This is a genomic window from Bradyrhizobium sp. USDA 4501, from assembly GCF_054062115.1.
Genome location: NZ_JBSSEX010000001.1, coordinates 9,092,273 through 9,105,877, shown reverse-complemented (window position 1 = coordinate 9,105,877; position 13,605 = coordinate 9,092,273). Strand labels below are relative to the sequence as shown.

General features: G+C 62.2%; 11 protein-coding genes. 5 read left to right on the top strand and 6 right to left on the bottom strand.

Annotated elements, in window-relative coordinates; all coding sequences use genetic code 11:
* The first annotated feature begins 37 nt into the window (after window positions 1–37).
* Window positions 38–178 carry a hypothetical protein gene (locus ACVWZM_RS42550; protein ID WP_316395795.1) on the top strand — a complete coding sequence of 47 codons (141 nt, stop codon included), beginning with the start codon at window positions 38–40 and terminating at the stop codon, window positions 176–178.
* Between the two features lie 13 nt (window positions 179–191).
* Here the strand turns inward: ACVWZM_RS42550 and ACVWZM_RS42545 are convergent, their stop codons facing one another.
* Complete coding sequence (locus ACVWZM_RS42545; protein WP_456856236.1) at window positions 192–980, bottom strand: hypothetical protein; 789 nt, start codon at window positions 978–980, stop codon at window positions 192–194.
* 483 nt (window positions 981–1,463) lie between these two features.
* Here ACVWZM_RS42545 and ACVWZM_RS42540 point away from each other — a divergent pair, with 483 nt between their 5' ends.
* Window positions 1,464–2,588, top strand: coding sequence for a metallophosphoesterase (locus ACVWZM_RS42540; protein ID WP_456815243.1), 1,125 nt, complete (start codon window positions 1,464–1,466; stop codon window positions 2,586–2,588).
* 206 nt (window positions 2,589–2,794) lie between these two features.
* Here ACVWZM_RS42540 and ACVWZM_RS42535 read toward each other — a convergent pair whose 3' ends face one another.
* Window positions 2,795–3,049, bottom strand: a complete 255-nt coding sequence (locus tag ACVWZM_RS42535) for a hypothetical protein (protein ID WP_063790162.1) — start codon at window positions 3,047–3,049, stop codon at window positions 2,795–2,797.
* Window positions 3,050–3,332: 283 nt separating this feature from the next.
* Window positions 3,333–4,028: a hypothetical protein gene (locus ACVWZM_RS42530; protein ID WP_456814353.1), complete on the bottom strand. Its 696-nt coding sequence runs from the start codon at window positions 4,026–4,028 to the stop codon at window positions 3,333–3,335.
* Between the two features lie 309 nt (window positions 4,029–4,337).
* Here ACVWZM_RS42530 and ACVWZM_RS42525 point away from each other — a divergent pair, with 309 nt between their 5' ends.
* Together ACVWZM_RS42525 and ACVWZM_RS42520 are read left to right on the top strand one after the other, a co-directional pair.
* Window positions 4,338–5,045 carry a L,D-transpeptidase gene (locus tag ACVWZM_RS42525; RefSeq protein ID WP_456815244.1) on the top strand — a complete coding sequence of 236 codons (708 nt, stop codon included), beginning with the start codon at window positions 4,338–4,340 and terminating at the stop codon, window positions 5,043–5,045.
* Window positions 5,046–5,132: 87 nt separating this feature from the next.
* The gene (locus tag ACVWZM_RS42520) at window positions 5,133–5,528 is read left to right on the top strand and encodes a lysozyme inhibitor LprI family protein (protein WP_456815245.1); all 396 of its coding nucleotides are present in this window, start codon (window positions 5,133–5,135) and stop codon (window positions 5,526–5,528) included.
* 133 nt (window positions 5,529–5,661) lie between these two features.
* Here ACVWZM_RS42520 and ACVWZM_RS42515 read toward each other — a convergent pair whose 3' ends face one another.
* The 3 genes from ACVWZM_RS42515 to ACVWZM_RS42505 form a co-directional block, all read right to left on the bottom strand.
* A complete protein-coding gene (locus ACVWZM_RS42515; RefSeq protein WP_456856234.1) occupies window positions 5,662–6,516 on the bottom strand; it encodes an SDR family NAD(P)-dependent oxidoreductase in 855 nt (284 codons plus the stop codon).
* Window positions 6,517–6,850: 334 nt separating this feature from the next.
* Complete coding sequence (locus ACVWZM_RS42510) at window positions 6,851–7,882, bottom strand: hypothetical protein (RefSeq protein WP_456856233.1); 1,032 nt, start codon at window positions 7,880–7,882, stop codon at window positions 6,851–6,853.
* A gap of 233 nt (window positions 7,883–8,115) precedes the next feature.
* Window positions 8,116–11,889: a vitamin B12-dependent ribonucleotide reductase gene (locus ACVWZM_RS42505; RefSeq protein WP_456814379.1), complete on the bottom strand. Its 3,774-nt coding sequence runs from the start codon at window positions 11,887–11,889 to the stop codon at window positions 8,116–8,118.
* A gap of 818 nt (window positions 11,890–12,707) precedes the next feature.
* On the opposite strand from ACVWZM_RS42505, the gene ACVWZM_RS42500 reads away from it, so the two are divergent.
* A complete protein-coding gene (locus tag ACVWZM_RS42500) occupies window positions 12,708–13,601 on the top strand; it encodes a DMT family transporter (protein ID WP_456814380.1) in 894 nt (297 codons plus the stop codon).
* Window positions 13,602–13,605: the final 4 nt, after the last annotated feature.

Below are 13,605 nucleotides of genomic sequence, written 5' to 3'. Positions count from 1 at the left end.
GTCCAGGTGGATGCGAAACGGCGGGGGCAGCCGGTTCATGCAGATGCATATGGATGCGGTCGCCTTGCCGGTCAATCCGCCCGATGCGATCGAGGAAGCAGAGCTGCCCATCCAAAATATCGAAAACAACCCCATGCAAAGGTGCAGGCTGCCGCCGGCACTCGGAAAAGCGACTTGACGCGTCGGGCAAATCAGCGATACTTTTCCATTATTCCGAAATGACCCCGTCGCCCGCCGCCATCGGAGATCCGTCGCGTCAGTCCCCAGACGATTGCGGCCGTGGCTGAAGTCGCGAGCAGATGCTTCAAGGTGTGTCCGCTGACGAAATGGAGCGTGTTCGCGATCTGATGGTCGAGCACCTCGCTGATCTTGGCCAGCACGTACAACATCATCGCGGCGGCGAATGCGATGCGGTCGGCACGCGGCGCGCGATAGATCGACTGCCAGAGCGGGATCAGGATGAGCGGGAGGACCTGCAGCAGCAGATAGGGCCGCAGGTCGCCCGCACCATGCCGGTCGGTATGGACCCACCACGCGACGCTGGCGGCGGCGTAAAGCCCGAGAAGGATCGTTTCGATGTTCGTCTTCGATCCCGGCCGGGTGTCGCCGCGGACGCCGACCAGCAGGCCCGCGCCGGCAAGCGCGATCGGCAGCATGTCCCAAGTCAGCCGGCCATTGCCGGGGGCGAGGTGAAAGAAGGCGGACCCGAACGCGGTCAGGAACAATCCGATCAGGAACAGGCGATAGCCCGGCCAGCCGGGGCGCAGCTGGTCGCTGTTGCGGTGAGGGCGCAGCGCCAGCCAGCCCCAGATCGCGACCAGGGCGAAGCCGATGTTCGACAGGACATCGGCTGCGTGCGGAATGCCTGACAGGGCCGAGTGGTCGGCGAAATCGTTGTAGCCCGCCGGCTGCGCGATGCGTCCGTGCGCCGCGAATGCCGCGATGATGCCGATCGTGATGATCGTCGGGGCGACTTTCATCCACGGTTTCACGGGCCGTTCCGACCCGGTCAATCCGTCCATCCGGAAGGTCGTTTGCATCGTCGGCTCTGACAAAAATGAACAATGTTCAATATCTGACATGGAAATGAGCAATGTTCAAGTTCATTTTTCGGGAGGGGCCGATAATGCTGATGGGGAAGGTGCCAGGAGACCCGAGGCGTCAACGCGGCCTCCGGCTGCGCTCCGCAGCAAGGCGTGCAGCCCGTAGCCCGCATGAGCGAAGCGATATGCGGGGGCCGGTGCGAGGCAGATCGCGGATGTCGTGGAGCCTGTCATCGGGCGCGCGTTCGCGCGACCCGCTGGCTCATCCGGGCTACCGGGACAAAAGCGCAGAGCGTTTCGGCGACGCGCGACTTGCCGAAAATGTGCTGAAGATGGCGGCTTACGCGCGCTGCCGATCCACCTTACCTTCGCCGGGCGCCGACCCGCACAGTCTTCACCGATCCGATCCGGAGCGAACCAATTCCCCAACTCATCTTCGGCCTGACCAGCCTGCTGATCCTGGCCCGCTTCATCTGGCCGCTCGACTGGCCGCTGCCGGCAAAGATCGTCGCCGCGTTGCTGGTGCTGGTCGCCTTGCAGTTTCACCGCTGGAACAGACTGTCGTCGGGATCGGAATTCTCGCCGGAGTTTCCGCGTCCGGTGGTCGTCCTGTTCAACTGGGCGTTCGGTGCGATCATGCTGCTGGCGCTGCTGCAACTGGCGCTCGATGCCGGGCTGCTGGTGGCCGCGCTGATCCACGGCGGCTTCGTCGGCGCGCCCGACGGCGTCCGCTACGCACTTGCTGCGCTCGCGGGCGCAGCCGCCGCGATCGGCGTGCATCAGGCGATGCGGATTCCGCCGCTCAGGGATGTCGAAGTCGGCATAAGGGGACTTCCGCTACAGTTCGACGGCTACACCATCCTGCAACTGACCGATCTGCACATCAGTCGGCTGTTTCCCGCGCCATGGGCGCGCGCCGTGGTCGAGCGTTCGAACAAGCTCGGCGCCGACCTGATCGCGATCACCGGCGACCTGATCGACGGCACAATTGATGCGCGGCGCAACGACATCGCGCCGCTGCGCGACCTGATGGCCGCCGACGGCGTCTACGTGATCTCGGGCAATCACGAGTATATCTTCGGCTATGACGGCTGGATGGCGCACTACGAAGCGCTCGGCCTGCGCTCGCTCGAGAACAGGCACATCGTGCTCGAACGCGGCGGCGGCCGCCTGGTGATCGCGGGGATTACCGACCGCGCATCGCGCCACAGGGGGCATTCCATCCGCGACCTTGCCGCGGTTCTCGACGGCGCCCCGAAAGGCGCGCCCATCGTCCTGCTCGACCACCAGCCGAGCGACGCACGAAAGGCAGCCCGGCTCGGCGTCGCCCTGCAGCTCTCCGGACACACCCATGGCGGATTGATCCTGGGGATCGATCGCCTCGCCGCGCGCGCCAATGCCGGCTTCGTCTCCGGCCGCTACGACGTCGACGGGATGACGCTCTACGTCAACAACGGCACCGCGCTATGGCCCGGCTTTGCCTTGCGGCTCGGCCGCCCGTCGGAATTGACCCGGATCACGTTGCGTGTGGCTGAAGGCGTCTGATCGATTTGTTGCGCATGCGATGCGCGGTGTCCGGTCTGTTTCTCGGCCAGGGCGGCAGCGGTAGCCCGCATGAGCGAAGCGACATGCGGGGTCGGTCGTGCGTATGGCGATGCCGGTCCCGGATATCGCTTCGCTCATCCGGGCTACGAGGCTTCCGATTCGTGCACGAGCAAACTTTCCGAAGGTCGCAGGAGGGTGAGAACCGGTCACTCACGTTCCAAGGCCGGCGGCTGCCATGCGTCGATCGCCGTCTCCGGGTAAATCTGCACCGAGCCGGGCTCGAAGTAGCTCTCGATCGCATATCCGAGCCTGGTCAAATCCGTACGATACCAACCAACGATTCGACCGCGCCATGATGCTCGCCCTTTCTTGGCGGCATAGTCACCCATTTGAAACTTTGCATCTGCGGGCCACGGATCGACCATCTCGCCTCCGACCGAATTGCCTTGAAAAGAAGACATTATGGCCGACCCATCTACGTCCGCAACGGGTCGATTTCGTCCCGCCGATCTCGGTCTGACAGCGGCAATGATCTTGCCAGCTTCACACCAATCTCTTCGCGATCGAGGTGCAGCGAAGGCGGCCTGAGCGAAACGAACAAGCACGTAACGAGTAGGGTGGGTTCGCCAACGGATCGCGCGGAGCGCGTGTCCGATGATAGACTCCTCGTGACCCGCCGCTCGGCGTTACCGCGACGAAGGGCGGATTACGCTGCGCTAATCCGCCCTACGAGCCGCGAGATGCTCATCGCGTCGGTCTCGTTTGGTAGACACCTGAAAATGAGACGTTTGTCCCGCCGCAATGGAGGTTGTCGCCGACAACCAGTAACTTGCCGACGAGCTGCATCGTGACCTGACAGTCGAGTTCGTCCGTCCCGTCACCGAATTTCATCTTATCGCCTGAAGGTTTTGCTTCGTAATCAAGCTCGCCGGAATGGGTGCGGCTGCCCGAACCCCAAATGGCCTCGCCCTTGATGGCCAGCTGACCTGCCTCTTTCGATTTCGAGATGCGAATGACGTTGTCGTAGGCACGCCATTCGCCGAGCCAATCCCGTTCTGCCGGTCCTCGTATGTCCTCCTGCCACGCAAGCCTTTCGATCTCGATCCAGCCGACCGTCTCAGTGCCCTTGCGAGGTTGAAACCAACTGCATGCGAACTTGCCTGACGTCCGGGAAACAATGACTTCATCGTTGCGAACGACATAAGTTTTCAGACGACAGGCTTGGTCGTCGGGGCAACGCTCGTTGCCGTCGCCGCGAAAATAGATCCTGTCGCCGGCTGCGCCTTTGATCTTCGCCAGCCTGTAGTCGGTGCTCTCGCGCGGGAAATATCCGTTCCGACAAATGTTGTCGGCGTTGCCCTTGAGCTGGCCGGATGCGGGCGAGGTTTGGAGAATGCTCCATGCGAGGAGTCCGAGCGAAGCCTCGACAACGCGTCTCATTGGGTTTTCACCTTCGATTCATTTTCCGCATGGAATGCGGCAGGGTGGCGGGGCGGTGATTCCATACTAATTTGGTCCGACAAAGCGCCGCAGATCAATCGCATGCACGAGATCAATCAGTTGTTGCCATCGCGTAGGGCGGATTAGCCGAAGGCGTAATCCGCCGAAGTTCTCGCATTGTTCTCGGAAGGATTCACAAGACTATCTGTTGGTCAACCTCAGACAATGACGAAGAACTTTTCTTTTCCCTTCTACTGTATGCCAAAGTCTGCTTCGGCCGCGCAACGGGACAAGGGAAAATCAGAAATCATGATCATGGACCGTGGAATTGCCGACGCCGGTGCGATGAGCGAGGGCGCTCTGCCTGGGCCTCGGTCGCGGCTTCTCAACCGCCGGGCGTTTCTGGTCGGTTCTGCTGCTGGTCTCGCCGCACTGAGCCTGGCCGGTTGTGCGTCCGACTACATGAGCTTGGCCGAGGCGGAGAAGGTCTACGGGCCCGTGCCCGACGAGAAATTCCCGATCCCCGCGGTCGACGTCAGTAAGGTCGATCCGAAATATTTTCGCAAGACCGTGAAGTACCACAGCGATGAGGCGCCCGGTACGATCATCGTCGATCCGAGCAAATACTATGTCTACCGCATCGAAGGCGAAGGAAACGCGACCCGCTATGGCGCCAATGTCGGCCGCGATGGGTTCCGGTGGAGCGGGGAGGCTTATGTCGGGCGCAAAGCCGAATGGCCGACCTGGACGCCGCCCAAGGAGATGATCGCGCGCCAGCCGGAGGCGGGCAAATATGCTCGCGGCATGGCGGGGGGTCTCGACAATCCACTTGGCGCGCGCGTGCTCTACCTCTACCAAAATGGGGTGTACACGCTTTACACGATCTATAGCACCAGCGCCCCCGAAACGATCGGGAACGGTATTACGAGCGGCTGTACCGGCCTCCTCAGTCAGGACATGATCGACCTCTATTCGCGAACGCCCCTCCAAACGAAGGTGATCGTGCTGCCGGCGTAAACTGCGTTGGCCGTCGGCCCCAGGCGCTGCCAGGGACGCCTTTGTGCGGCGATGGTTGTCGAAAGACGCAGGCAGGGTGATTTGGACGTGGTGATGCTTTCGCGGAGGCCAGTCATTGTTGCGGCGATGCTCGTGCTCGGGACCTTATCGGTCCGCGCGCAGCAAAGCGTCGAGTATGATGCGTGCATGGACAAGGCCGCAGGGGTGTCAACGAAGATGCTCGCGTGCGGCAAGACCGAAATCGACAAGTGGGACACGAGGCTCAACACCGCCTATCAAGCCCTTCTCGCCAGCTCGAAGGGCGAGGCGCACGCGCAATTGCTCGGGGAGCAGCGGGCCTGGCTGAAGCATCATCTCAGCGAAACCCATCGCCTCGCCGCGGACCCCGACAACGGGTCCGTCGCGTTCCTCGACTCCCAGGCGTTCGAATTAAAGGACATCGCCGACCGCACGCTGCTTCTTGAAAAGCGTGCCAGCCGGTAGCCCGCATGAGCGAAGCGATATGCGGGATCGGGTGGCAACGTCCTGTGATGCTGGTCCCGGATGTCGCGGAGCCTGTCATCGGGCGCGCATTCGCGCGACGCATTGACTCATCCGCCCTACGCTTGCTGCGCGCTCATCGCTTCGGGGTGCGCCCGCGGATCCGGTCAAAGCCTTGCTTGATTGCGGCGAAGCGCGCGTCGACGAGCGGCTCGAATTCGAGGTCGGTGAAGATGTAGGGCCAGTCGTTTTCGATGCCTTCGCGGACGAGCTCACCGACATAGTTGGGATCGATGCCCTCGGAGACGCGTTGGCGGATCAGATTGATCTGATCGGCAATTGGGCCCGACGTCGGCAAGGTACGGACCGCCCCCTCGAAGCGCTCGGGAAGGTTGCGCCTCGAGTTCACGATTTGCGTGCGGATGAACCCGGGACACAGTACTGATACGCCGATCCCGCGCGGCGCGAGTTCAAGGCGCAGTCCCTCGGACAGCGCGACAACGCCGTATTTTGAAACATTGTATGCGTTGCTCGCCCCTGAAATAAGACCGGCGATCGAGGCTGTGGAGACAATGTGTCCGCCCTCGCCATGCTGCTCTATCAACGGCCCGAAAATCTCGATTCCCCAAATGGTCGCCATCAGGTTGACGCCCAGGGTCCAATCCCACGACGCGTCGGTCCAGGTGCCATAGGGCCCACCGCCACCGACGCCCGCGTTGTTGACGAGGATGTGCACCTTGCCGTAGCGGGCAGTCGTGGCTTCGGCGGCCGCCACGAGTTCGGCTTTGAGTGAGATGTCCGCTTTCACGCCGTCGACATCGACGTTGGTGCGCCTCAGTTGCTCGAGCGCCGTGGCGAGAGCCGCTTCCTCAACATCGCAAAGCATGACTTTCGCCCCCGCCTGGGCCAAAGCAGTCGCGATCCCCAGTCCGATGCCCGACGCTGCACCGGTCACGAACGCAGTCTTTCCAGCGAGTTCTTTCACGCGCATTCTCCCCCGCAAGCCGAGACCTTGCCCTAAACGCCAAGTGTCTCCGGAGCGCATATGACCGCACTTTCGAGCGATTGGGAAGCGCGCCGGATGTCTGCGTCTGTGCCCAGGTAATCTAGGGGTAGCGTGTAGGACGGGATCAGCGAAGCGTAACCCCCCGCGATCGTTTCCAGCGAACGGGCGGATTAAGCCTTCGGCTAATCCGCCCTACGTCCGCTCGCGTGGTTCGCGTGATGGTGTGTCCGCGATTGAGATGCGCCGGGCACAATTGTTCGTCATCGTTTCAAACCAAGAGCGCTACCGATATGCGTTTGGCTAATCTGCCTCACGCTTGCTACGCATGTTTTTTGCAATACTCAATCAAGGATTCGGTGAAGGCGGCGGTGTGAATTGGGTCGCGGTCAAAGTGCTTTCCTGCCACCGCCTTAACGGCCTCTACCGCGCTAAACATAATCTTGGTTGAAGTGGTTCCTCCAGCCCAAAGGGTGTCACAAATATCTTTGCAATAGGTCTCTACGTGTCGTGAATTTAGTGCGGGTACGCCATTCTTGTTGGCCAAGATGCGATAAGCCAGGAGTATCTGATACCGGGCAATCTTATACGAAGAATCCAGTTTCTGATTCCTGAAGAGATATTCGAGGAGGTAAAGCGTATAGGCTGCAGTGTAGTAAGGAAGGAGTTTATGGCCTTGCACAAAGATATCTTTGCCAACCCGTTCCGCCAACGCCTTGTAGCTTCTTACGGTATTGTGCGGCTCGTTCAAGAACATCGCAGCGAACGCTCGGATCGCATTTGTCTGAGGAAAATAGTCGAGGCTATCGAGGTCACCCTCCACGGCTGTCCTTCTAGCTTCAAGCGCGCCATCGCCGGACCATTTGCCTGTTGTGGCGTAGTAGAGACGACAAGTTGGATTGCCTCTCTTAAATTTGGCGCTCTTCGAAAAGATTGCCTGCATAAGATTGACGGCCGCCAACACTTGATCGTTGCGCGGCTCTTTGGTGTCGGGATTGAAGAACTCGGTGACGCCGTAGGCGAAGTTGCCCAACTTAGAGGCGTCAAAGGATGGGCTGCGCTCCGCCTGCACGAAAATGAAAGAGACGTCCAAATAATCTGGATTGCCTCCGATCAAATCGTTGAATGCGTCCGTGTCCGTGATGAGAACGCCGTTTACGATTATGGCTATGGCGTCAATTCCGAGATCATTGCCGGAGCCAACTGCAACATCGCTCGTGTCAAAAATCTCGGAATAGTGTCTTCTAATGGTCACGTACGCTGTGAAATGTTCAAAGCGCTCGGATTCCGGCAGGTCGTCGAGCTGAAATTCCTTAGTAAAGTCGTTGAGGAGAGACGAAGTAATGAGATCCATGATATCGCGGCTCGAATATCCTTAAGGTTGTAACAACCTATGGTTAAGCGAAGGTCGATCGCTAAGCAAACAGAAAATGGAAGTTTGATACTAAAGAGGAGTTTGGCGCAGTCTTTTGAACACCGGCGACAGTGCGAGAATAAGCAAAGCAAAAGGGCGGCCTGTCGGCCGCCCTTCGTGGATACCCGGGGCAAACCCGGACAAAGCGTCGATCTTCTCTGCTCAGTTGAGCCTCACGAACACCCCGTCGTTGACCCGCACGTATCGCACTTCATGCAGGTCCCATTCCGCACCAGCGTGAAGTTGCCGCACTCCGAGCACATCTCGCCCTCGTAGCCCTTGGCCTTGGCTTCGGCGCGACGCTCGGCCTTGGACGGGGCGGCGGCTGCGGCGGTGCCGGGCTTGCTCCAGTTCAGCGCCTCGAGCTTCTCGGTCGGCGAGAGGTCGTGGCTGACTTCCTGCTTCAGGGCGACCGCGCCTTCGACGGTGTCGGAGGCGCCGCGCGAGGTTGCGCCGTGGGAGGCGAGCGCGGTGACGCGGTTGCCGGCGGGCGCGTTGTCGGCGCCCTGGCTCACCGCGGCCGAGCCGCCGCGCATGACGACGAGGTTGTCGGTGCGCGACCGGGTCAGGCCCTTCGACAGATACTTGGTCGCCTGGTGTTGGGCGGGGGCCTCATCCGGCTCCTTGCCTTCCTCGACGCCCTTGCCGAGCGCGTCGAAGCCAGACTCGTTCGGATCGACATGGGCGAGGTCGAAGCGCGCCATGTAGCTGACCGCGAGCTCGCGGAACACATAGTCAAGGATCGAGGTCGCGTACTTGATGGAGTCGTTGCCCTGCACCGGACCCGCGGGCTCGAAGCGGGTGAAGGTGAAGGCGTCGACATATTCTTCCAGCGGCACGCCGTATTGCAGACCCAGAGATACTGCGATCGCAAAATTGTTGATGAAGGAGCGCAGCGCCGCGCCTTCCTTGTGCATGTCGATGAAGATCTCGCCGAGCCTGCCGTCGTCATATTCGCCGGTGCGCAGGTAGACCTTGTGGCCGCCGACAACGGCCTTCTGGGTGTAACCCTTGCGGCGGTCCGGCATCTTCTCGCGCTCGCGCATCACGACGATGCGCTCGACCAGCTTCTCGACGATCTTCTCCGAGACCTGGGCGGCACGCGCGGCCATCGGCTTCTCGTAGAGCGCCTCGACCGCATCGTCTTCGTCCTCATCGTCGGCGATGAGCTGCGAGTTCAGCGGCTGCGACAGCTTCGAGCCGTCGCGGTACAGCGCGTTGGCCTTCAGCGCCAGCTTCCACGACAACAGGTAGGCGGACTTGCAGTCCTCCACCGTGGCGTCGTTCGGCATGTTGATGGTCTTGGAGATCGCGCCCGAGATGAACGGCTGCGAGGCCGCCATCATCCTTATGTGGCTCTCGACCGAGAGGTAGCGCTTGCCGATCTTGCCGCAGGGGTTGGCGCAGTCGAACACGGGATAGTGCTCGGCCTTCAAATGCGGGGCGCCTTCCACCGTCATCGCGCCGCAGATGTGCACGTTGGCGGCCTCGATCTCGCGCTTTGTGAACCCAACCGCCGAGAGCAGGTCGAAGCCCGGCGCAGCAATGGCTTCTGCGCCGATGCCGAGCTGGTCGCGGATGAAGTCTTCGCCAAAAGTCCACTTGTTGAAGGCGAACTTGATGTCGAACGCGGTCGGCAGCGCCTTCTCGACTTTTGCGATCGCTTCGTCGGTAAAGCCCTTGGTCTTCAGGGTCGAGGCATTGATGCCCGGCGCATTCGACAGCGAGCCGTGACCGACGGCGTAGGCCTCGATTTCAGCGATCTCGCTCTCGCGATAGCCGAGTGCGCGCAGCGCCGACGGCACCGCCTGGTTGATGATCTTGAAGTAGCCGCCGCCGGCGAGCTTCTTGAACTTCACCAGCGCGAAGTCGGGCTCGATGCCGGTGGTGTCGCAATCCATCACGAGGCCGATGGTGCCGGTCGGCGCCACCACGGTGGTCTGGGCGTTGCGGTAGCCGTTGACCTCGCCGAGCGCTAGCGCGTCGTCCCAGGCCAGCCTGGCATGGGTGACGATGTCTTCCTGCGGGCAGGAGGCGTGATCGAGCGGCACCGGGTTGACCGAGAGCGCCTCGTAACCGGCCGCGTTGCCGTGGGCGGCGCGGCGGTGGTTGCGGATCACGCGCAGCATGTGCGCGGCGTTCTTCTTGTAGCCCGGGAAGGTGCCGAGCTCGGCCGCCATCTCGGCCGAGGTCTTGTAGGCGATGCCGGTCATCACAGCGGTCAGCGCGCCGCACAGCGAACGGCCTTCCTTGCTGTCATAGGGCAGGCCCATGGTCATCAGCAGGCCGCCGATGTTGGCGAAGCCGAGGCCGAGCGTGCGGAATTCGTAGGACAGCTCGGCGATCGCCTTCGACGGGAACTGGGCCATCATGACGGAGATTTCGAGCACGATGGTCCAGAGCCGGCAGAGGTGCTCGTAGGACTCGATGTCGAACCGCTTGGTGGTGGTGCTGTAGAACGTCAGCAGGTTGGCCGAGGCGAGGTTGCACGCCGTGTCGTCCAGGAACATGTATTCCGAGCACGGATTGGACGCGCGGATGTCGCCGGACGCCTTGCAGGTGTGCCAGTCGTTCATCGTGGTGTTGAAGTGCAGGCCGGGATCGGCGCTCGCCCAGGCGGCGTAGCCGATCTTCTCCCAGAGGTCGCGGGCCTTCAGCGTCTTGGTCACTTTCTTCGTGGTGCGGCCGACGAGATTCCAATCACCGTCCGTTTCCACCGCGCGCAGAAAATCGTCCTTCAGCGACACCGAGTTGTTGGAGTTCTGGCCGGAGACGGTGAGGTAGGCCTCGGAATCCCAGTCGGTGTCGTAGGTGTCGAACGAGATGTCCTTGTAGCCTTGCTTGGCGAACTGGATGACGCGCTTGATGTAGTTGTCCGGCACCAGCGCGCGGCGCGCGAGCTTGATCTCGCGGCGGAGCGCAGGGTTCTTCTCCGGATCGAAGCAGTCGTCGCCGCTGCCTTCGCAGTTGACGCAGGCCTTCATCACGGCCTTGAGGTGCTTCTGGTTGATCTTGGAGCCGGTGACGAGCGCGGCGACCTTCTGCTCCTCCTTCACCTTCCAGTCGATATAGGTCTCGATATCGGGGTGATCGGCGTCGACCACGACCATCTTGGCGGCGCGGCGCGTGGTGCCGCCCGACTTGATCGCGCCCGCGGCGCGGTCGCCGATCTTGAGGAAGCTCATCAGGCCGCTTGAGCGGCCGCCGCCGGACAGCTTCTCGCCTTCGCCGCGCAGGCTCGAGAAGTTGGAGCCGGTGCCGGAGCCATATTTGAACAGGCGCGCCTCGCGCACCCAGAGGTCCATGATGCCGCCCTCGTTGACGAGGTCGTCGCCGACGCCCTGGATGAAGCAGGCATGCGGCTGCGGATGCTCATAGGCCGACTTCGACTTGGTCAGCTTGCCGGTCTTCCAGTCGACGTAATAGTGGCCCTGGCCGGGACCATCGACGCCATAGGCCCAATGCAGTCCGGTGTTGAACCATTGCGGCGAGTTCGGCGCGACCATCTGTTTTGCGAGCTGGAAGCGGAGCTCGTCGAAGAAGGCGAGGGCGTCTTCTTCCGTGGAGAAGTAGCCGCCCTTCCAGCCCCAATAGGTCCAGCAGCCGGCGAGGCGATCGAACACCTGCTTGGCCGAGGTCTCGCCGACGATGCGCTCGTTCTCGGGCAGGAGGCCAAGCGCCTCGGTGTCCGGCACCGAACGCCACAGCCACGACGGCACGGTCTCTTCCTCGACCTTCTTCAGGCGCGCGGCAACGCCGGCCTTGCGGAAATACTTCTGCGCCAGCACGTCGGAGGCGACCTGCGACCAGAACTCCGGAACCTCGACGTTCTCGGCGCGGAACACGACCGAGCCGTCCGGATTGCGGATCTCTGAGGTGGTCAGGCGGAAATTGATCCCGGCGTAGGGAGATTGTCCGCTGGTGGTGTTGCGTCGTTCGATTCGCATGGTCGAGCCCCGTCTCTTCTTCTGCCCGGCCCCACGTTTCCCCGCAGGTGCCGGAATGTTGTCTGTTCGCGGACTTCGGAACACGCGTCAGCACGCCTCCCGTCATCCGCAGCTCAGCCGGTGGATCCGGCCTGTTTTCTCTCATCCGCTGGGCACCGGTATGACCGGTCCTGCGGCGGCATCGTCCCGGCGCGGCGCCCGACTGGTCGGGTGCTCCGGGTCATGCATTCAACGCCCCAAACGCTTCACGCGACACGTCACGCGTACGCTTCTTTACGGGCCGGTTACGGCCTCTGCTTCCGGGTCCTTCGCGGCCCGTTTGTCGTCCCCGACGGCGGCCCCAAAATCAGGGCAGAAAAGCCCTTCACCCGCGGCCCGAAGGCCTGGCGGAGTGGTCATTTTGGAACCCTTGTGGGAGCGACCGGCGGGGACCCAAACACACTCGCGCCGAACAGGTTGAAAGCTAGGCCATGTCCGTCACGCCCGTCAAGGACTAGTACGAGTTTCTGAATCAAACACTAAATATGGTGGAAAGAGGGGGATAACAGGGGTCGGTGCCGCGCCTGTGATCGGGCCAACTATCGGTGAGTCCTCAGGGATTCCCAAGCCAAAAAAATTCCTATCGCCTGTGGATCGGAGCTTCGCCCCGCTGTTCACAGGCGAAGTTTTTATTCGCGGTCCCGGATTGAATTTTGGGGACTCACGTAGGCCTACGGGCAAAGTACGGATCAGGCATGTCAGAGCCGTGATGGTCGGGCGACAAAATCGCGGGCAAGGTGAGGCCGACTCACATCCTTTTCACACCCTTGCCGGGTTCCATGACACTCCAGAAGCCTCAAGCGCGGCCGCGCCTTGCGCCCGCCGGCCTGATGTTCCTCGCCATCACCTCGGTGGGCTGGGGGTTCAACTGGCCGTCCACCAAGTTCCTGCTCAGCGAACTGCCGCCGCTGACCTTGCGCGGCACCACCGGGGTGATCGGCGCCGTGCTGCTGGCGGTGCTGGCGCTGATCCGCGCCCAGAGCCTGCATGTCGAGAAACGGCTGTGGCCGCGGCTCGTGCTCTATGCGGCGCTCAACGTCACCGGCTGGATGGTGCTGATGGGGCTGGCGCTGCTCTGGCTGCCGGCGAGCGAGGCCGCGCTGATCGCCTACACCATGCCGGTATGGGCCTCGCTGCTGGCCTGGCCGGTGCTCGGCGAACGGCCGACGCTGCTGCGGACCATCGCGCTGGTGATGGCCTTTGCAGGCCTCGCCGCGATCATGGGCGGCAGCGGCATCACCGCAAGCAAGGAGAAGCTGCCGGGAATCATCATGGCGCTCGGCGGCGCCTTCGGCTTTGCGCTCGGCACCGTGCTGGCGAAGAAATATCCGCTGGTGATGCCGCCGATCCCGGCCGCGGCCTGGCAGATCGGCCTCGGCTGCGTGCCGATCGCGATCGTCGGCATGATGATCGAGACCACGCATGTCGACCGCATCACGACCGTCGGCTGGTGGCTGCTGGTCTACTCGACGCTGATCCAGTTCTGCGTCGCCTATGTCGCCTGGTTCGCCGCGCTCGCGCGCCTGCCGGCCTCGGTCGCGGCGATCGGCACCATGGCGGTGCCTGTGATCGGCGTGGTGGCCTCCGCGGTCGCATTGCACGAGCCGCTGGGGCCAAGCCAGATCGTCGCGCTGCTGTTCACCCTCGCCGGCGTCGCGCTTGCGACGAGGTAGCTCA